This window comes from Hyalangium sp. (assembly GCF_035629615.1).
GTDB lineage: Bacteria > Myxococcota > Myxococcia > Myxococcales > Myxococcaceae > Hyalangium.
This window is the reverse complement of sequence record NZ_DASPHO010000291.1, coordinates 18,577-37,137: the sequence shown is the minus strand read 5'-3', so window position 1 is coordinate 37,137 and position 18,561 is coordinate 18,577. Positions and strand designations below refer to the sequence as shown.

At 68.1% G+C, this 18,561-nt stretch carries 17 protein-coding genes; 8 read left to right on the top strand and 9 right to left on the bottom strand.

The window, feature by feature from the left end; all coding sequences use genetic code 11:
- Positions 1-6: 6 nt before the first annotated feature.
- The 6 genes from VD972_RS14860 to VD972_RS14835 all read right to left on the bottom strand — a co-directional run bounded on the left by VD972_RS14860 (position 7) and on the right by VD972_RS14835 (position 8,905).
- Positions 7-1,761 carry an ATP-binding protein gene (locus tag VD972_RS14860; protein ID WP_324987142.1) on the bottom strand — a complete coding sequence of 585 codons (1,755 nt, stop codon included), beginning with the start codon at positions 1,759-1,761 and terminating at the stop codon, positions 7-9.
- Positions 1,762-1,823: 62 nt separating this feature from the next.
- Entirely contained in the window at positions 1,824-4,379 is a 2,556-nt protein-coding gene (locus tag VD972_RS14855) for a serine/threonine protein kinase (RefSeq protein WP_324987140.1), read from the bottom strand.
- Positions 4,380-4,480: 101 nt separating this feature from the next.
- Positions 4,481-5,287 (bottom strand): hypothetical protein, encoded by an 807-nt coding sequence (locus tag VD972_RS14850; protein ID WP_324987136.1) that lies wholly within the window; start codon positions 5,285-5,287, stop codon positions 4,481-4,483.
- The gene (locus tag VD972_RS14845; RefSeq protein WP_324987134.1) at positions 5,284-6,564 is read right to left on the bottom strand and encodes an ABC transporter permease; all 1,281 of its coding nucleotides are present in this window, start codon (positions 6,562-6,564) and stop codon (positions 5,284-5,286) included. Before VD972_RS14845 ends, VD972_RS14850 begins: the two co-directional genes overlap by 4 nt.
- Entirely contained in the window at positions 6,561-7,259 is a 699-nt protein-coding gene (locus VD972_RS14840; protein ID WP_324987132.1) for an ABC transporter ATP-binding protein, read from the bottom strand. The genes VD972_RS14845 and VD972_RS14840 overlap by 4 nt, the downstream gene beginning before the upstream one ends.
- On the bottom strand, positions 7,256-8,905 hold the full coding sequence (locus tag VD972_RS14835; RefSeq protein ID WP_324987182.1) for a DUF3352 domain-containing protein: 1,650 nt from the start codon (positions 8,903-8,905) through the stop codon (positions 7,256-7,258). Before VD972_RS14835 ends, VD972_RS14840 begins: the two co-directional genes overlap by 4 nt.
- Before the next feature lie 178 nt (positions 8,906-9,083).
- Between VD972_RS14835 and VD972_RS14830 the strand changes: the two genes are divergently transcribed.
- The gene (locus VD972_RS14830) at positions 9,084-10,184 is read left to right on the top strand and encodes an alpha/beta hydrolase (RefSeq protein ID WP_324987129.1); all 1,101 of its coding nucleotides are present in this window, start codon (positions 9,084-9,086) and stop codon (positions 10,182-10,184) included.
- Between the two features lie 174 nt (positions 10,185-10,358).
- Here VD972_RS14830 and VD972_RS14825 read toward each other — a convergent pair whose 3' ends face one another.
- Positions 10,359-11,045, bottom strand: a complete 687-nt coding sequence (locus VD972_RS14825; RefSeq protein ID WP_324987126.1) for a class I SAM-dependent methyltransferase — start codon at positions 11,043-11,045, stop codon at positions 10,359-10,361.
- Positions 11,046-11,498: 453 nt separating this feature from the next.
- Between VD972_RS14825 and VD972_RS14820 the strand changes: the two genes are divergently transcribed.
- The 4 genes from VD972_RS14820 (at position 11,499) to VD972_RS14810 (ending at position 14,315) form a co-directional block, all read left to right on the top strand.
- Positions 11,499-12,569: a polysaccharide deacetylase family protein gene (locus VD972_RS14820; protein WP_324987178.1), complete on the top strand. Its 1,071-nt coding sequence runs from the start codon at positions 11,499-11,501 to the stop codon at positions 12,567-12,569.
- A 201-nt stretch (positions 12,570-12,770) separates the two neighbouring features.
- Positions 12,771-13,580 (top strand): hypothetical protein, encoded by an 810-nt coding sequence (locus tag VD972_RS14815; RefSeq protein WP_324987124.1) that lies wholly within the window; start codon positions 12,771-12,773, stop codon positions 13,578-13,580.
- Positions 13,480-13,869: an HNH endonuclease gene (locus VD972_RS45495; protein WP_414654063.1), complete on the top strand. Its 390-nt coding sequence runs from the start codon at positions 13,480-13,482 to the stop codon at positions 13,867-13,869. The genes VD972_RS14815 and VD972_RS45495 overlap by 101 nt, the downstream gene beginning before the upstream one ends.
- Complete coding sequence (locus tag VD972_RS14810; protein ID WP_324987121.1) at positions 13,869-14,315, top strand: SMI1/KNR4 family protein; 447 nt, start codon at positions 13,869-13,871, stop codon at positions 14,313-14,315. The genes VD972_RS45495 and VD972_RS14810 overlap by 1 nt, the downstream gene beginning before the upstream one ends.
- Before the next feature lie 101 nt (positions 14,316-14,416).
- On the opposite strand, the gene VD972_RS14805 is transcribed toward VD972_RS14810, so the two are convergent.
- Together VD972_RS14805 and VD972_RS14800 are read right to left on the bottom strand one after the other, a co-directional pair.
- The gene (locus VD972_RS14805) at positions 14,417-15,619 is read right to left on the bottom strand and encodes a DnaJ domain-containing protein (RefSeq protein ID WP_324987118.1); all 1,203 of its coding nucleotides are present in this window, start codon (positions 15,617-15,619) and stop codon (positions 14,417-14,419) included.
- 8 nt (positions 15,620-15,627) lie between these two features.
- Positions 15,628-16,170 carry a hypothetical protein gene (locus tag VD972_RS14800; protein ID WP_324987115.1) on the bottom strand — a complete coding sequence of 181 codons (543 nt, stop codon included), beginning with the start codon at positions 16,168-16,170 and terminating at the stop codon, positions 15,628-15,630.
- 114 nt (positions 16,171-16,284) lie between these two features.
- Here VD972_RS14800 and VD972_RS14795 point away from each other — a divergent pair, with 114 nt between their 5' ends.
- The 3 genes from VD972_RS14795 to VD972_RS14785 are packed head-to-tail and all read left to right on the top strand — an operon-like array spanning position 16,285 to position 18,561.
- Complete coding sequence (locus tag VD972_RS14795; protein WP_324987113.1) at positions 16,285-16,722, top strand: hypothetical protein; 438 nt, start codon at positions 16,285-16,287, stop codon at positions 16,720-16,722.
- 1 nt (position 16,723) lies between these two features.
- On the top strand, positions 16,724-17,680 hold the full coding sequence (locus VD972_RS14790; protein ID WP_324987110.1) for a DUF2169 domain-containing protein: 957 nt from the start codon (positions 16,724-16,726) through the stop codon (positions 17,678-17,680).
- Between the two features lie 11 nt (positions 17,681-17,691).
- Positions 17,692-18,561, top strand: a complete 870-nt coding sequence (locus VD972_RS14785; RefSeq protein WP_324987107.1) for a hypothetical protein — start codon at positions 17,692-17,694, stop codon at positions 18,559-18,561.

Below are 18,561 nucleotides of genomic sequence, written 5' to 3'. Positions count from 1 at the left end.
CCAAGCTCACTGCTCCTCGAGGAGCATCTTCAGCTCGCGCACGCGCCGCGTCACCTCGTCCCGCCCCATCGTGCGGAACTCCTCGGGCAGCAGCTCGCGGCTGGTGCACTCCTGCACCGCCACCAGGTTCTGCAGCTCGATCTCCAGCGGGTAGCTGGGCGGGATGAAGTCCGCCAGCACCGCCTTCAGATCCTCCACCGACACCTGCTCCCGCCCCTCCGCCAGCGCCCGGAACTTCGCGCGCACCATCACCGCCTCGATGTCCGCGCCGCTGAACTGGCGCGTCCCCTCCGGGATCAGCGCCGCGAAGGACGGCACGTCCACCGACACACCCGTCTTCTTCTGCATCACCTGGAAGAGCTCGTCACGCTCTGCATCCGTCTGAGGATAGAAGAGCGCCAGGTGCTCCTCCGCACGCCCTTGCCGCTTCAAGTCGATGGGCAGCAGATCCGGCCGTGCCGTCATCAGGAACCAGACAATCTTCCCGCGGTACTGCGTGTTGCCCATGAAGGAGGCGATGGAGCCGAACACGCGGCTGCTCGTCCCCGAGTCCCCGCCGGAGTCCCGGTTGCCCAGGAAGGTGTCCGCCTCGTCCACCATCACCGCCACCGGCCACAGCGCCTTGAGCAGCGTGAAGATGCGCTCCAGGTTCGACTCGGTGACGCCCTGCCACTGGCTGCGGAAGTTGAGGAACTTCACCGCCGGGATGCCGATCTCTCCGGCGAAGCTCGTCACCATGAACGTCTTGCCCGTGCCCACCGGGCCGCTGACGAGATAGCCCATGGGCATCACCTCGTTGCGGCCCTTCTTCAGCGCGGAGGCCGCGTGGCGCAGCATCTCCTTGGCCTTGGCGTGGCCCGCCACCGAGTCCAGGTTGTTGTCCGGCTCGATGAACTCCAGCAGGCCGTGGCACTCCGCCTGGATGATCTCCTTCTTCTTCTCCTTGAGCTGCTCGGGCGTGATGCGCATGTCCCGCTCGATGGCCTCGGTGAGCAGGCGATCCAGGTTGATGCGCGACAGGCCCGCCGTCATCTTCGCCAGGGCCGCCAGCGGCACATCCGAGATGGACTGCAGCTTCTTGCGCTCCAGCTTGTAGCGCACGTAGTCCAGCCGCTCCTCCTCGTTGGGGAGCGGCAGCTCAATGGGCGCCACGTACGGGTTGCGGGCGATGCGCGGCGACATGTCCGCCAGGTTCTCCGCCAGCAGCACCACGGAGATGTCGTTGGACAGGAACTGGGGATCGTGCGCCCACTTGTCCAGCGTAGCCACCACGAACCGGTCCTCCGAGGACAGGTGGCTCATCTCCCCGCCAGGCACCAGCGTCTCCGCGAAGTCGATGACCAGCGCCATCGACTTGCCCTCGCCCAGGCGCAGTCGGAGGAAGTTCTCCAGGATCTGCAGCGCCCGGCCTGGATCGCGCGGCAGGGACTTGGCGAAGTCCGTGCCGTACATCGCGTCGTACCCCGTCATCGCCCGCATCAGGTCCTTCTGGGTCTCCGGCGCGGCGGCGCGGATGCCAGAGGAGCGGTCATAGAAGATGACGTGATCCCGCCCGCCGAACAGCTCCTCGGCCAGGAACGTCTTCAGGGTGCCGTAGCCCCTGTCACCGTCCTCCAGGTTGAGGGGCTGCAGGTCCCTCACCGCCCCGTAGAGCAGGAAGGTGGAGACAGTCTTGGTGTAGTACTTCTGGGCCAGCTTCTGGGCCCAGCGAGGCAGATCCGACAGCGGATCCGACTTGTTCTTGCGCGATTTGGTCGTCACGGACGAACGTCCCTCCGCCCCTTTCAAGGGGCCCCGTGCCCGCCCGGCTCGGGCAGGCGCAGCTACTTGCAGCCAGGCTGCTTCTTCAGCGCGCCCCTGAGCACCGGCGTGCCGCCCGAGAAGGCAGGCACCGGCAGCTCGGCGTCATCGAAGCACCTCATCCTCAAGGTCACCTGCTTCGCGCCCGCGGGCAGCTTCACATCGGCGGGCGTGACAGCCCCCAGATCCTTGCCACTGGCCAGGATGGTAGCCCCCGCGGGCTCGGACTCCACACGCACCGCCAGCTCCGCCGGCTCCAGCCTCATCGTCACCTGCAGGGGCTCAGGGCCCGTGGGCGGGGTGTACTTCTGCCGGAAGGTCTTGAAGCCCGGGGCGCTCACCTCGATGGACATCTCCTCGCTGGCGGGCAGATCCTTGATGAACGAGTCCTGCGAGCCCTGGGCCCGGACGACCTTCCCGTTGAGCTTCACCTCGGCGTCCTGCGGCACGGTGGCGAGCACCATCGACACCGCCTTCACCAGGGACTCGAGCTCGGCCGACACGCGGGTGACCTGCGTGCCCTCCTGGACCTCCACCGTCTGGGTGAAGGCCTTGTAGCCCTCGGCGCTGACCGCCACGATGACTGGGCCCGCGCTCACCTGCTGCAGGACGACCCCGTTCTGCACGGGGACGGGCTGGGTGTTCAGCAGCACCTGGGCCTTGTCCTTCAGCTGCGGCGGGAGCTCCACCATGATGAAGCCCATTGCGGGCGAGCGCGTCGCGAGGAAGAGGATGAGCCCCAGCACGAGGAAGGCCACGCCCCCGATGCCCCCGAAGATCACCATCCGGTTCATGCCCGGCGGCCGCTCGGGCGGTGCGTCGTGGGAGTCCTCCGAGTCACGCACCGGCACCACGGGCGGGGGCCGCGTGGCCACGGGGGGATGAGCGGCGACCGGAGCCGCTGGAGGCATGACAGGCGCGGGGCGTATGCCCGGCGAGGCAGGCCCCCCCGGGCTCAGCATGGGAGGGCCGCCAGAAGGAGGCTCCGGGCGGACGATGCGTGGCAACCCCTCCCCTGGGCTGCGGGCCGCACCCGGGCGGCCGGAAGCCGCGGGGGCCTCGGCCAGAGCGCCCACCGAAGGCATCCCAAAGACGGAGGGACGCACCTGCACGTTGACCGAGGGCGCGACCACGGGGATGTTCGCGGTGGACGTGCGTGAGGCAGCGGGCTGAGCGCTCGGGGGCGGTCCGATGACGGCCGTCTTCCCCGTGCTCGCGGGCTCGCCCTCGCCCAGCTCCATCGCAGGCGAGTCCATCGGTGTCACGGAGCGCCCGACACCCGGCTGCGTCCTGGGCTCGTCGTTGTCGTCGAAGTACTCGCTCGAGTCCACCAGCATCGTCGCCGCGGACTCGTCGTCCTTCGGCGCCGGGGTGGCCGCCGCGGCCGTGAGCTTGGGCAGCGCGGTGAGCGAGGGGGTGCGGCGGATGGCCTCGGCGCCTGGCACGCTCGGGCCCAGGACGGCCGTGGCCCCGGCCTTGGGTACCTCCGGCGGCGTCGGGGTGGGCGCAACCACCGCAGGAGCGGGCGCCGGGGCGGTGGAGGGCGTCCCGCCGAACCCCGCCTCGATGGCGGAGAGCATCCCCTCGGGCGGCCTGATGGTGGAGTACTCCGCCAGGCGCTGCTTCTCGCGCTCCACATCCTCCGCGAAGGTGGACTTCATGTACTGCATGAGGTCCTTGCGGCCGAAGATGGTGTCGCTGGTGATGAGAAAGCGCTGCAGATCGTCGCCCAGCTCGCTGGCGTACTGGTAGCGCTCGTCCACATCCCGCGTGAGCGCCTTGAGGACGATCTTCTCGAGCTGCTCGGGGATCTTCCGGTTGTAGGTGGACGGCGGCGCCACGTCGGCCTTGCGGACTTTCTCCAGCACGGAGAAGTCGCTGTCGCCCACGAAGAGGCGCTCACCGGTGAGCATCTCGTAGAGGCACACGCCGATGGCGAACACGTCCGAGCGCCGGTCCAGCGGCAGGCCACGGATCTGCTCGGGGCTCATGTAGCCAAACTTGCCCTTGAGGATGCCCGCCTGCGTCTTCGTCGCCTTGCCGGCCGCCTTGGCGATGCCGAAGTCGATGACCTTCACCTCCCCCTCGAAGGAGATGAGGATGTTCTGGGGGGAGATGTCGCGGTGGACGATGTTCAGGTCCCGCCCCATCTGGTCCTTCTTGCGGTGGGCGTAGTCCAGGCCCTCGCACATCTTGGCCACGCAGTAGGCCACCAGCGGGATGGGAGCGGGCTCGCCCTTCTTCCGGCAGCGATCGAAGATCGCCCGCATGTCCTTGCCGGGGATGTACTCCATCGCGATGAAGTAGCTGTTGGAGATCTGCCCCAGCTCGTAGATCTGCGCGACGTTGGCGTGAGCCAGCTGGACGCTGATCTTCGCCTCATCGATGAACATCGCGATGAATTCTTCATCCTCGGCGATATTCGGGAGGATGCGCTTGATGGCGACGAGCCGTTCGAACCCCCCCGCGCCGAAGGTCTTCCCGCGCCACACCTCGGCCATGCCGCCGATGTTGATGCGGTCGAGAAGGAGGTACTTCCCAAATGGGATGGGTTGCCGCTTCGGTTGTGAGGTCGTCACGAGATTCGAGGGTCTCGGGTAATTGGTAGTGGAGCCTAGCGATCGCCCCTCTTCAGGGTCAACCATCGCCAGCCCTGGCGGGCGTGTAGGCGAGCCCCTGCTCAGGGCCCAGGGTCAGCGTCCTTCCGCTCGCCAGAGGGGGCGGGCGGCTCCTCCCCTGGCGGCCCTGGCTCCCGGAAGAGGGCTGGGGGGGCACCGGAGTCGTCTCCGACCTCCCCGGGAATGGCAGGCGCCACGAGTGCGACAGGCGCCACGATGGGCTCCCCGTTGACAGAGAGCAGCTCCGGCTTGCCAAAGCGCTTCCCGGCGGGGAGCCCGACCAGGGCAATCGAGGCGCCCTTGCGACCCGGGTCGACACAATAGATCAAGGTGCCGGGCTGGAGTCCCGGGGCCAGGCGTACCGGGCTCTCGCAGTCCTGGCGGACCTGGAGGGTGTACCGGCTGGCGGGCTGGCCGCGGACGAGGTAGGGCGGACGTCCGAGACTCTCGAGCAGGGGGCTGAGGACCGCGGGATCGGCGGGGACGGCCTCCGACGTGGCCAGCTGCTGCGCCTGCTCCTGGAAGACCCCCAGCGCCCGGGAGGCCACCTCCAGTGAGTCGAAGGGTGAGCGCTGCTCGGCGAACACCAGATCGACGAAGAGCGCGCCCACCAGGACGATGGGCAGCAGCCGGTAGCCCTTGTAGTCATCCCCCTGGCGCCGCAGCAGGCCCCACAGCGCCGCTCCCAGGGCGAGCGCGCCGAGGACGAGCACCGAGGAGGGGCGGCCAAGGGGCGGCAGCTCGGTGAAGGCGGACACCTCCGCGCTTCGGGCCTGGAGCGCGTCACTCACATCCCCGCCGTAGAGCCAGGCCAGCAGCAGCAGGCAGGCGGCGTTGGCCATGAGGAGCTTTCGAGAAGGGAGCGTCATCCAGCGAGCGTTCTAGCAGGATCCATGGCGGCGGCGCGGCGGCTGGGAAAGTAGGCCCCGGCGAGCGCGGCGAGGAGCCCGAGCGCCACGCCCCCCACCACCACCGGCCATGGGAAGGAGAAGAAGCTGTCGGGCTTGAAGGGGAAGTCCGGCAGGTACCGGGCCGCGAGCCGGTTGATGAGCAGGGCGAGGGCCAGGGCCGCCGCGGTGCCTGCGGCGCCACCGGCCAGCCCCACCACGGCGGCCTCCGCGAGCACGATGTTGCGCACATCCGAGCGCGCGGCGCCCACGGCCTGCATGACGCCGATCTCCTTGGCGCGCGCGCGCACCGAGGCGGAGAGCGCGTGGGCGATGTTCACCGCGGCCAGCACGCAGATGAGGATGGACAGGAGCGCGAGCGCGGAGGTGGTGAGCGTCACGGCGGCGCCCGCATTCTCCGCCAGCCGCCGCTCCTGGTCGTCGATCTCCAGGCCCATCTCCTTCACCGCGGTGACGAGGGCGGAGACCTTGGAGGGATCGTGCGCCACCAGCGTCACGCCGGTGAACGTCTCCGCGTCCACGTTGGAGGCGCGGTTGAGGCGGATGGCCGTGTCGAGCGGGATGGTGATGCCCGCGAGCAGGCCCCGATCGGAGGCGCCCACCACCTGCGCCTGCGCGGCGGTAGTCGGTCCCGGGGCGGCCTGGGCCACGTAGGAGCGGTTGAACTCCACCGGGAAGCCAAAGCCGACGATCATCTGCGGGGAGATCTGCGGCAGCTTGCGGGCGGGGGCAAAGGTCTTGTTGTAGATCTCCAGCAGCCGCGTGGAGATGACGGCGGGGATGGGCTTGTCCGGTCCCGGATCCTTGAACTCGCCCAGCTGCACGTCCTTCTCCACCAGCCCCGGGTCCACGCCCACGGCCAGCACCTCCATGCCCATGCGCAGGCGCGAGCCGAAGAAGGCGCCCTCGTAGCGGCTGACGGCAGGCACGCGCACGTTCATCTTCCGGTACACCCCCTCCACGCCGGGCAGGGCCTTCAGGCGCTCCACCATCTCGGTGTCCAGCTTGCCACCGCCGAGCAGTGAGCCGAGCGACACGGCCGGGGGCACCACATCCACCAATCGCGCGTCCGTGGGGAAGATGCGCTCGCGGATGACGCGGCCCACGCCCAGGCCCATGCCCACGAAGAAGACGAGCGCTCCGACTCCCACGGCCACACCGAAGGCAGAGAAGAAGGCGCCTCGGCGCTCGCGGGCAATGCTCAGGCGGACCAGCCGGGAGAGCGCGGCGGGCCTCATGACCCACCTCCGGGAGTGGCGTGGGCGGAGGGCTCTTCGACGAGCTTGCCTTCCTTGAGCCGAAGCACGCGGCGGGCGGCGGAGCTCATGCGCTCCTCGTGGGTGACGGCGAGCACGGTGAGCCCCTCGCGGTGCAGCTCGTGGAAGAGCTGGATGACGCCAGCGCCGGTGGCCGCATCGAGGTTGCCCGTGGGCTCGTCGCACAGCAGCAGCTTGGGGCCGGTGAAGAGCGCCCGGGCGATGGCCACGCGCTGGCGCTCACCGCCGGAGAGCCGCACCGGGGCGCGATCCTTCTTGGACAGCAGGCCTACCCTGTCCAGCATGGCCTCGGCCCGCTTGCGCGCATCGAGGGAGGCAGAGCCGAAGTGCGAGGGCAGCAGCACGTTCTCCACCGCGGAGAGGTTGGGGATGAGGTGGAAGGACTGGAAGACGAAGCCGACGTGCGAGTTGCGGAAGCGGGCCAGCTCCTGGTCACGCAGCCCGCGCAGCTTGATGCCCCCGACTTCGACCTCGCCGGTGTAGTGCACGTCCAGTCCGCCCAGCAGATGCAGGAGCGTGGACTTGCCGCTGCCGGAGGGCCCCACCACCGCGACGAAGTCCCCCTGCCCCACCTCGAGAGACAGGCCGTCCAGCACCCTCACCAGCGTGCCATCCCCGTCGAGGTACTCCTTGACGATCTCTCGGGCGCGGATCACTGGGCCTCGGTGGGCTGCGGCGTTGGCGGGGACGGGGCGAGCGTCAGCTTCAGGGAGACCTCGGACTGCAGGGCCTTCTCCTTCTGGGACAGGCTGAAGGTCACCGCGCGCAGATCGTCCGTGGCCTCCAGCCAGCGCAGGGCGGTGGCCCGGATGGCGAAGCCGCCGACGCCCCAGGCCTCGGAGGGGAGGTTGCGCACCGAGTCTGCCAGCTTGCGCAGATCCAGCACCACGAAGAAGACCGGGTCCTTCAGCGCATCCCGCAGGTCCTGCGCCACGGGGCTCTCCCCCGGCTTGCCCGCAAGGCTCGTGAGCGCCGCCTCCAGGCGCGAGCGGGGCGCCGCGAGCACCAGCTTCCCGCCCACCTCCGCGAAGTGCGCGCCCTCCCCGGCCCGGTATGAGGTGAGGTACACGCGCTTGCCATTCACTTCCTCGGGCTTCACCTGCGCGCCGAAGTTGCCGGCGATGCCCGGAATCTTCTCCAGCGTGGCCTGGGCCTTCGCCGCATCCTTGGCCTCGGCGACGGCCATCAGCTGCACATACTGGAAGGGGCTGGTGCGGCGGATGTCGAGCTCCGGGATGCCGCTGCCGAACTGGGCCGTGGGCGCCAGCGCTACGCCCAGCGAGAGGCCACTCTTCAGGTTGTCGAGCACCTCGCCCTTGATGTCGAACTGGCTCTGCTGCACCGCGCGGGCGACATACGGGCCGACGATGTAGGGCCACACGCCACCGAGCGTCGACGGCTCTCCGCGGTAGCTCGCCACCAGGAAGCTGTCCGCGGGCAGGTAGCCTGGCAGCTCCGGCCCCTCCTTGGGGACGAGCGGCGCGAGTGACTCCTGGGTGTCCGGCCATGGGGCGTCCGCGCGCAGCGTCACCGCGCGCTCCTCGATGAGCCCGGTGACGGTGACGCCCTGCACGGTGCCTGGGCGCACCAGCGCGGTGCCGCCGGGGAGGTAGACGTGGAAGTCTCGCTCCTTGGGGAGCCGCGCGAGCGAGGCGGCCAGCACCGGCTCATCGACGAGGGATTTCTCTGGGGGCTGCGAGGCGAACGTCGGCAGCTGCGCCACGGTGGTACCGGGGGCGACCAGGACGAAGTCTCCGATGAAGAGCAGGCCCAGCTGAGGCGTGGGTGCATCCTTCCGGCTGAAGGTGACGAGCGTGCCGCCCCCGGCCTTCTCCTCCTTGCGCTCGGGGGCGCCGAGGCGGTTCTTCGCGAGGTTGGCGAAGGTCTCCTCCAGGGCCTTCGCGTCCTTCACTCCGAGCACCGTGAAAGCCTGGCCGGCAGCGAGGATGGCCGCGCCCGCGCCCTTGCCGGGATCGATGCCGGCCTTCTCGATGGCCTGACGGCTGCGCAGATCGACGCCGATCTGCCGCATCACCGAGGAGACGACGGCGTCCGCGGACTTGGCGTTCTGCAGCTGCGCCAGGAAGGAGGCGATCTTGAGGTTCTGGAAGCGCGCGAGCTTCTCTCCGAGCGCGCCCAGGTCCTGGACGACGATGGCGGCCTGGGCCTCACGCGGGAGGAAGCGCTCGACGCTGGGAGGTTTGCCGGCGGGGCCAGCTGGACCCGCCTCCTTCCCGCAGCGCGAGCAGCCGGCGAGCACAACGAGAAGCAGCAGGGACCAGGACGAGGCGCGGCGGTGCATGGGGGCGGAGTGCAGACGGAGCCGGGTCAAGAGTCAATTTCTTCCTGTCGTCACCGCTGGATATCCTCAGTAGGCGGCTTGTTCACGGCTGGACACGCTGATAACAGGACGGGCGGGCCTGCGCCGGGCGTCCTGTATCCCCGCCGAGCAGCGCCTACCACTGGGAGGGAGTCACACCATGCGCAAGTTCGTCTCGGTCTGGGCCAAGGCCCTGGCCTTCGTACTGATCCTCGTGTCTGCCGCGGCCGAGGCGACCACGCTCCGGGTCTACTACGACGTGGGCTACGGCAATCGCATCACGCTGCGGGGCAACAAGGCGCCGTTCTCATGGACCGCGGGGGTCAACGCCACGTGGACCGCGGGCAACGCCTGGACCTACACGTGGGCCAACAGCGTGGGGGACGTGGAGATCAAGCCGCTCATCAACGATGCGACCTGGTCGGTGGGGGCCAACTACATGGTGAAGGCGGGGACCACGACCGACGTCTACCCGTTCTTCCAGGGGCGGAACGGGACGCTGGTGAAGATCTCCAACTTCAGCTCGCCGCAGCTGGGCAACACGCGGACGCTGCGGATCTACTTGCCGCCGAGCTACTCGCTGAACCCGCTGAAGCGCTACCCGGTGCTCTACATGCATGACGGGCAGAACCTCTTCGAGGCGGCGACGGCGTTTGGCGGTGTGGAGTGGAGGGTGGACGAGACGGCCAACAGCCTGGTGAACAACGGGCAGATGGACGAGGTCATCGTGGTGGGCGTGGACAACGGCGGGGCGAGCCGCATCTACGAGTACACGCCGTGCTGTGATCCGCAGTACGGGGGTGGCGGGGCGGATGTCTACGAGCGGTTCCTGAAAGAGACGGTGAAGCCGTACATCGACCAGAACTACCGGACGCTGCCGAGCAACAAGAACACGGCGATCATGGGCTCGTCGCTGGGGGGGCTGGTGTCGACGTACATCGCGCGGCGCAACCCGGGGGTGTTCTCGAAGTCGGGAGGGCTGTCGAGCTCCTTCTGGTGGAACGGCCAGGCGCTGACGAAGCAGGTGGAGGTGGCGACGGGCAAGGTGCTGGTGAACTTCTACATCGACGCGGGGACGAGCAGCGACGGGCTGACGGAGACGACGCGGATGCGGGACGCGCTGACGGTGGACGGCTACGTGCAGGGCAAGGACCTGTACTACTACGTGGCGCAGGGCGCGGGGCACAACGAGGCGGCGTGGGCGGCGCGGCTGAACCTCCCGCTGACGTACCTCTTCCCGTGGCAGAGCACCGTGTACTGAGCCAGGAGGCCCGGACGCGCTCCGGGCCAGGGCTCACCGCACCTCCTCAGGCTGTCACCTTCGCCGGGACACTGGCCACTTCCCGGTTGAACACCTCTCACTCCTTGCGCAGCCGCTGGAAGAGCAACCCGGTTCCCTGGAGGGCTCAGGGGCTCGGCAAAGCACGGCAGCGCTCTACCGGGTGGCCTTCAGTGCGATGAACCACCCCCAGGAGCTGGGCAGGTACGGGCCCAGCCAAGCTGGCAGGCGCGAGCGATCATAGGCAGTCACGAGCGGCTCGGCGGAGAACTCCGAGAACGCGGAGAACATCTGCTCCAACTCCGGCAGGGTGTACGCCTTGGTGCCGGTGCTCTCGCAGTGGTTGGCCAGCACCTCCTTGAAGGTGCGCCAGGGCCGCCCCGCGAGGAGGCCCCGTCGCACCCATGTCTTGAGCGCCGCGACCGATCTCCGGCCGTACATCATCCCCACGAACTGGCCCCCCGGCTTCAGGACCCGGCGGATCTCCGCGATGATGCTCATGGGGTGCGCGGAGTGGTGGATGACGCCCCAGGAGTAGACGATGTCGAACATCTCCTCCGAGAACGGCAGCACCTCGGCATCGGCGCGCAGCAGGTTCGACTCCAGTCCGTACAGCTCCAGGTGGGACCGGGTCGTCTCAATGGCCGCATCGGTCAGATCCACCCCGTAACACTCGGCCCCGGCGCGCGCCCACTGCAGGTGATCGGTCCCGGCGCCGACTCCAACCTCCAGGACTCTCTTGCCACGGCCTCGGGTGAACTGGGCGACCGAGTGGATGAACGGCTCCGTGGCATAACGGTGTGCCTCCACGCGCTCGAACCACTCCCGCGTCTGCGTGGGCACCTCTCCAACGATGGCTGGGCTGGTCCCACAAGGCTCAGCTTCCCAATAGGTGCGAACCTGCTCGTTCAATCTCGTAGCCCCCATCCCTTTGCCTCTCTTTCCCTGGATGTGCTTGAAACAAGATTTAGCGACGGGTATTCGTCCTACCCACCCTCCCTCTAGGCGGAGACATGTGTCATGGGTCCCACAGAGCCTCGGCACTGGAGGCCTCTCCCGGGAAAAGCCTTTCTGCACCTGGCATGTCTCCTTCCAATAAAGGCACCCAAACCTCTCCGGGAGCCCATATCGCGTAGGCAGCTGCCTCGTCTGAGGACTGGCATTTCCCATGCAGCCCTGGCCCCCCAGAGGATTCTCTGCGCAGGGGGAGCGGTCATGGAGGCGGGCAAGTGGGTGCGAAAGGCCGTGAAGGTGACGGCCGCCGGGGTGCTTCACTACAGCGGGATACGCAAGGCGATGGCGATGTACCGGCGGCGCCAGTCCGGTGGGCGGCGCATCCTGATCGTGAGCTACCACCGGGTGGTGGCGGATTTCACGGGCGAGTTGCAGCGCTCGCTTCCAGGGCTGCTCATCTCGCAGGAGACATTTGGGCGGCAGTTGGAGGAAGCTGCCGCGGCGGGCTACGAGTTCGGCTCCATCGGTGACGCGGTGGACGTGATGGCCGGGCGCAAGGTGACGAAGCGGGATCTGTGCGTCATCACCTTCGATGATGGGTACCGGGACGTGTACCAGTATGCGTACCCGCTCCTGAAGAGGATGGGCGTGCCGGCCATCGTCTATCTGCCTACGGCGTTCATTGGGACGAACCGGCGCTTCAACCATGACCGGCTCTTCCACCTGGTGCGCTGTGCGAAGAAACGGCGGCTGCGGCCATCCGCGGTCACGCTGCCGGGCCCGGCGCTGGAGTTGCTGAAGCCCCTCCTCTCCGAGGAGAAGACGCCCTCGAGGGCGCTGGATGACTTCATCGGAGAGCACCCGGCGGGTGTGCTCCTGGAGGTGATCGAGGCGCTCGAGCGGGAGCTGGGCGGCGGCCCGGAGCTGCTGCCCGAGCAGGGGGAGCCCATGAGCTGGGACGAGGTGCGCCGCATGGCGCGGGATGGCTTCGAGTTCGGCGCACACACGCAAGGCCACACCGTCCTGACGTTGGAGCCCCCCGAGGTGGTGGAGCGGGAGATCGTCGAGTCCAAGCGGACCATCGAGCGGGAAGTGGACATCCTGGTGCGGGACTTCGCCTACTGCAATGGCTGGTACTCGGATGAGATCATCCGGGTGCTGGCGGCGCACGGGTTTCGCTCAGGGGTCACCACCGAGGATCTGCCCAACCGCATCGGCGGCGACCCGTTCGCCCTCAAGCGCAAGGTGCTGTGGGAGAACTTCAGCATCGGGATGCTGGGGAGCTACTCTCCGGTGTTCACTGGGTGCGAGTTCGATGACTGCTTCGGCGTGCTGGGCATGAGCCACCCGGTGCCGGGTAGGCGCCCGCATTCCTTCGCCGCTGGCCGCCAGCTGCTTGCGCCCCCAGGGTGACTCTCGTACCTCTTCCCGTGGCAGCGCACCGTGGACTGAGCAACGATGCGGGTCATGACGGCCCACGCCTCCCCCCTCACGAGAGGAGTACCTCCCTCTCACCGCTCCCTTGGAAGAAGCCCTCAGGTGAGGGGGGCGTACCTGGTGGCGTTGCTGCTCCTGGCGATCTCCTGTGCCACGGACAGCGGGCGAGCCCGAAGCATGGACGCTTCGGATACGGGCTCTCGCATTGTCCTGATCGCAGAGGAGGCCCCGCCGATAGTCGCACCAGCTCCGGTTCGCCCGGAGCCTGTGGAGGTGAGCCGGGCCGAGTATCAGGCTGCGATGAAGCGCTTTGCCCGGGAGCTTCGAGACAGGCTTCCGCCCCGTCTTGAGGAGCGGTTGGACGTCGTCTCCTGGGGGAGTCCCGAGCAGAGGGATGAGCGAGCGGAGCTGGCCGCGGAGTACTCCCGGTGGTGCGAAGCCCGAGGCACTCCGGGCGACTGCCTCGCGCTGCTTCAGGGCAGGCTCTACCTGACCGAGGAGGCCAAACGTTCCCTGGCCTTCGCGCTCGCGACCCGGGGAGTCTGGGATGGCACCAAGGCGGTGATCGACGAGGTGATAGACCCCGCTCAGCTCCAGATCGCGCTGGTGAGCACCATCACGATGACGCTTGCGCTCCTGGCGATCCCCGAGCCCATCTCGAAGGTGATCGTCCTCGTGATGACTGCTTCCATGGTGGCCTATGTGGGATGGGACACGCTGGTGGGCCTCATCGAGGGCTGGCGACGGCTGGAGCAGGAGTGCCAGCGAGCACGCACCTTTGCCGAGCTGCGCGATGCTGGCGACCGGTATGAGCGGATCATGGGAGAGAAGGTCACCCGGCTGCTGATCCTGGCGGCCACGGCCGCACTGGCCTCAGGAAGGACGGATCAAACCCTACAAGGACTCTCAAAAACCTTGGCGCCTGATCGAGAACAAAGGGCGAGACCGTGCAGGGAATGGATTCCCAGAGTTCAACACGAAATTTGAGACCATTCTTGATGATGTACACATCGGGAGCGGCAATCCCAGGGCGCACAGGACAGCCTGCAACGAGAACCTCTTCCGCTCCGTCAAGCAAGACCCATCTCTCGCGAAAGATCTAGGGTTGAGCTCGGAGTCGGTGAATGCGCTGCCACATTCAAGCACTCCGCCTCCAGGCTATACGTGGCACCACCACCAAGACGTCGGAAGGATGCAACTGGTGCTTCTCTCTGAACATAGATTGGCCATTTCACACACAGGGGGAATGGCCATCTGGGGTGGGGGATATCCCTGATGACCGTGATCTGGAAAAGCTACATCTGGAACCAACCACGCTTCGCCAAGCCGGATGAAATTGCATCCCTCGAACAGAGTTGGGGAGTGATTCTCCCCAATGACTACAAGGATGTCGTCTCGATGCACCAAGGAATGTCACCACACCCCGACGCCTTCAACATCGGCAGGGGCGAGGACGCCATTGCTGCACTCCTGATCATCAGCCCGGATGAGCAGCAGCGTGCCTACTCCATGAAGGACACGTACGCTCAGGTGAAACCTCATGTCCCCGACGGAATCTATCCGTTCGCAGTCACCGGGTCAGGCGACTACATCTGCTTCGACTATAGGGGTTCTCTCCATGCACCCAAGGTCGTCTTTTATTTTTCAGAGGATGCAGGGGAGGAAGCCATCCATCCGCTCGCAGAGAGTTTCTCCGCTTTGCTGACCAAGCTACACGACTGAGCAATCAACCTCTGCCCCGCTGCGCCACATGCTCGCCATGGCCCCTGGCGAGACGGTACGTGGCAAAGTGAGCGCAGGAAGTCACTGAAGGGACGGGTGGACTACGCGGGCCCTTGGCCGCCCCGCTGACGCAGCTCGCTCCAGGCCTGGTTGAGCCGGCGCGTCTCCTCCGCCGCCAGCGCCTGGAGCTTCGGCCCCAGCTGCGCCACCTTGTCCGGGTGGTACTGGGTGATGAGGGCGAGGTAGGCCCGCTTCACCTCGGACAGGGGCGTGCCCGGAGCCACGCCGAGCACCTCCCACGGGCTGCTCGAGGGGGCGTCCCGGGCCGCGGGGGGCTCGTCTCCGTCCTCCTGCGCCTCGTCCGTGCGGGGCTCTGACGCAGGGGCCTCTTCCTCCGGGAGCGGAGCAGCTCCGAGCTCCTCCGCACACGTCGTGCACAGCAGCAGCTCACGCACGCCGAGGCTGCCGTCCTTCGCCTCGCGTTGCCCGGCGCGCGGCTCCCGCAGCGTGTAGTCGCCGAAGCATTCGTCACACACCATCCGCCGACAGTGCTCGCAGCGCGCGGCGCTCTCCGCCTGATCGAGCGGCTCCCCGCAAGCGAAGCACTCCTCGGGCAGCGGGGCCTCCTCGCCGCAGGACACGCAGAAGGCCCAGGTGGGCTCGAGCCTCGCCTCGCACCCCACGCACGCGGGCGCGTCCGCCTCCCCAGAGGGTTGCCAGCGCTGCGCCGTTGCACACCAGGGGCAGTACGGCATCAGCCACCCCACCCGGCCCTGACACCGACGGGAGCGACAGTCGAAGGCGAGCACATAGCCCTCGGCGGTGTCCCCGGCTTCGTTCTCCTCCTCGAAGGACTCTCCACACGCCCAGCAGCAGTTGAACTCAGCGTGCGAGGGCGCTCCGCACGCGTCACACACGGGGTTGCCGTGCTCGGCCTCCCAGGCCAGCTCGGCGCCGCAGGCGGGACAGCACCGCATCCACCGCACCGCCTGGACATGCGCGCAGGCCGCCTGCGCCGCCCGCCTGCTCCGGCCCGGCGGCTCGGGCAAGGGCGGCGGCTCACCACGGGCCACGAACACCTCCCACAGGCAGCTGCCGCAGACCTGCCTCCGTGCTGCTCGTGGCGTGGGGCCGCCGTCGGGGGCCCGGCCTCGCAAGAACGCCTCCACCTCCGGAGTGCCTGAGTGCAGGCAAGCCTGGCACACCTCCTCACCACACAGCTCGCAGCTCCCCGCGAGGCGGCGGCCACCGAGGCCCAGGAGCGCGGGCGTCAGGACCTCCAGGCAGCACGGACACTCAGGCATGCTCTCCCTCAGGGCTGGCCCGCCGCCAGGCTTCGCCCAGCGGCTTCGAAATCGGCGCGGAGGAACCAGGCTTCGCCGAGCCGGCCCTGCCCGACCGGGACGCTGAGGCGCATGCCGGTCCGCAGTTCGCGGTCGAGCTCACGCGAGATCGAGACATCGAATACCTCGGAGCGCCCGTTGAAGCGGACGCTGGCGAAGCGCAGGTTGCGATCGCTCCGGGTCTTGACGATCTCGGCGCTCCACGACTGGGGCGCGCCGCCATCCAGGCCCGCGTTCACCACCAGGAAGCCGGTGCTGACCCAGCAGCCCACCGCGACGGCCGCTCCCGCGAACAGCCCCAGCCCCGCATTCAGCGTGAGGTGCGAGTCGCCCTGCCGGCTGTAGAGCCACAGCGCGATCCCCCCGATCACCACGCTGCTGGTGAGCACGGCGAGCCAGTGGCTCCGGCCACTCACAAGCACCCAGCGGTAGTGCGCGAAGCCAGCGGCGAAGAGGCCGAGGAGCAGCGCGATGAAGCCGGTGAAGACCCAGCGTTCTTGAATGACAGCCATGGACCTCCCGGGTCATGCGCTCAGGTTCTCTCATCCTACCTCCTGAAGGAGCCTCGTGGTGACGACGGAGTAGGCGCTTGCTGAGGTTCACCCCTCCTCCGTATGCTCGACTCCATGGCGGCTCGAAAAGCTCAGCGCTCCAAGGCCCGAGCGGGCAGCGCGGCAGGGAAGATCAGCGAGCACGCCTTGGTGGGCGCTCGGCAGCTGCAGCTCCGGCGCGGCTCCGGCGAGGACGTGGTGGAGATCCTCGAGCCGGCCGGAACTCGCGCCATCACCCTGACGGTAAACGCCGATACCATTGTCATCTCCGTGGAGGGTGGCAGCGTGGTGCTCCGGACAGCGGGGAGCCTGCGGCTCGAGGCCGAGCAGCTCGACCTGCATGGCCGGCGCGGCGTGAACATCACCAGCGAGGGGGACGCCAGGATCGCCGTGGCGGGGAACGTGTCGCTCCATGGGCGCGCCCAGGAGCTGGTGGCGCACCGTGGCAGTGTCAGCGTCACCGCGAGCGATGACGTGAAGCTCGACGGCGAGCGGATCATGCTGAACTCCTGAGATGAAGCTCGGCAACCTGACCCCCCTGCCCGCGGAGCTGCTGCGCACCGCCATTGACGATCAGCGGATCGCTGCCGCTGTCGTTGCCAAGGCGACCTTTGATGTGTCGAGCGGTGAGCCGCGCCTCGCCGACGAGCAGGCGTGGAAGGTGGCGCGTGAGCCCCTCGAGACCGAGTACGGCATCGTCGACCCCGAGCAGCCCTGCCGCCGCGAAGGCGTCGACCTGTTCCTGTTCGGCAACGCCTACGCGGCTGGTGGCCGGAAGACCATCGCCCAGGAAGTGCGCCTGGAGATCGGAACGTTCTCGCGGCGGGCGGCGGTGATCGGCGATCGCGTCTGGCGCAAGTCGCTGGGTGAGCTGATGGCTTCGGATGCGAAACCCTTCGAGTCCATGCCCCTCACGCTGGCGGGCGCGTTCGGCGGCAGCACCTTCTGGGACGGGCTCGAGCTCAAGCACCCCGAGAACCCGGGCGGCAAGGGGTTCTACGGCACCCTCCAGGAGGCCGTCGACCAGCCGCTGCCCAATATCGAGGAGGCCGACATGCTCGTGCGCAGGTGGGATGAGCGGCCTACTCCCGCCGGGCTCACCTTCTGCCCGATGACCAGCGCGCTGCGGCTCTCGGCCGCCTTCCAGTTGGACGACAGCGGTGCCCCGGTGGGCCTCTCGCGCCGCCTGTTCAACGCCGCGTTCCCGCGGATGATCGCACCCGCCGTCAGCCCTGGGGATCCGGTCCGCCTGCAGGGCGTCTCTCCCCGGGGGCCGCTCCTCTGGAGTGTCCCCAAGCTGCGGCCCACCGTGAGGCTCCGCTTCGACGACGAGCGCATCGAGCAGCCCCTGCAGATCGACCAGGTGGGCTTCGAGCCCGACAAGCAGCGGATGTTCGTCTCGTATCGCTTCGTGTTCAGGTACGTCATCCATCCAGGCCAGCTCCGCGAGTGTGAGCTGGTCATCGCCTGAGGGAGCACCCCATGGTGTTCTGTGCCCTGATGACCGTTCATCCGATGGTGGGCGTGGATCTCCACGACGGCATTCCCCCCCCCGGGCCGGTGCCCGTTCCGAAGATCCCGCACTTCACCGTCGCCACGCTGAAGTGGCTGCTCCCGACATCGACCCCGACCCCCAAGGTCCAGGGACCGTTCGGCTTCTCGCTGATGCAGCAGGGAACGGACATCGGCAACTTCCTTCCGCACGTGGCGGCCAACTACCTGCTGCCGCTGGTGATCGCGACCAGCGGCTCGAAGTCCCACTTCGGGGCTTCCACCGTCCAGTCCGAGGGCAAGCCGACGGCCGCGGCCATCCTCGTCGCCGTCAACCTGAACCTGAACTGCGCGGGCGCAGCCATGCCGCCGCTGCCCTCAGGGTTCGTGGTGGCACCGAACACAGTCCTCGTCGGGCTCACCCTGGGAGACGTCCTGGGGGGCATCTTCTCGATGGCGGTGGACTGCGCGATCCAGTTCGGGCTCAACCGGCTGTTCGCCTCCCAGCGGGTGGGGAACCTGTTCACCCGGCTCCAAGGGCCGCTGATCCGCGCGCTGATGCCCAATGCCCCGCGCTTTGTGTCGCTGACCACGGCCCTCTTCGGGCAGTCCAGCCGGATCCTGTCCAACCCCTACGTCGCCAATACCCTGGGGAACCTGCTGCCCACCGCCGTGGGCGTCCTGCTCGGCTCGCCGCTGGGCTACACCCCTCCCACGGGGGTGGTGGGCAACACCTCCTCCGCGGTGAACGACTGGGCGCGTGGGAAGGGGGAGCAGCTCGGCAACGCGATCAGCTCGCTCTTCGACGATCCGGCGACGCCGCAGTACCCGACCCGCGCCCCGACTCCAGGCGGCTCGTGA

Coding starts and splice junctions, on each gene's coding strand:
- VD972_RS14815 (WP_324987124.1), top strand. CDS start 12,771: ATGGACGCTTCGGATACGGGCTCTCGCATTGTCCTGATCGCAGAGGAG.
- VD972_RS14810 (WP_324987121.1), top strand. CDS start 13,869: ATGACCGTGATCTGGAAAAGCTACATCTGGAACCAACCACGCTTCGCC.
- VD972_RS14850 (WP_324987136.1), bottom strand. CDS start 5,287: ATGACGCTCCCTTCTCGAAAGCTCCTCATGGCCAACGCCGCCTGCCTG.
- VD972_RS14830 (WP_324987129.1), top strand. CDS start 9,084: ATGCGCAAGTTCGTCTCGGTCTGGGCCAAGGCCCTGGCCTTCGTACTG.
- VD972_RS14805 (WP_324987118.1), bottom strand. CDS start 15,619: ATGCCTGAGTGTCCGTGCTGCCTGGAGGTCCTGACGCCCGCGCTCCTG.
- VD972_RS14835 (WP_324987182.1), bottom strand. CDS start 8,905: ATGCACCGCCGCGCCTCGTCCTGGTCCCTGCTGCTTCTCGTTGTGCTC.
- VD972_RS14795 (WP_324987113.1), top strand. CDS start 16,285: ATGGCGGCTCGAAAAGCTCAGCGCTCCAAGGCCCGAGCGGGCAGCGCG.
- VD972_RS14820 (WP_324987178.1), top strand. CDS start 11,499: ATGGCGATGTACCGGCGGCGCCAGTCCGGTGGGCGGCGCATCCTGATC.
- VD972_RS14790 (WP_324987110.1), top strand. CDS start 16,724: ATGAAGCTCGGCAACCTGACCCCCCTGCCCGCGGAGCTGCTGCGCACC.
- VD972_RS14845 (WP_324987134.1), bottom strand. CDS start 6,564: ATGAGGCCCGCCGCGCTCTCCCGGCTGGTCCGCCTGAGCATTGCCCGC.
- VD972_RS14800 (WP_324987115.1), bottom strand. CDS start 16,170: ATGGCTGTCATTCAAGAACGCTGGGTCTTCACCGGCTTCATCGCGCTG.
- VD972_RS14785 (WP_324987107.1), top strand. CDS start 17,692: ATGGTGTTCTGTGCCCTGATGACCGTTCATCCGATGGTGGGCGTGGAT.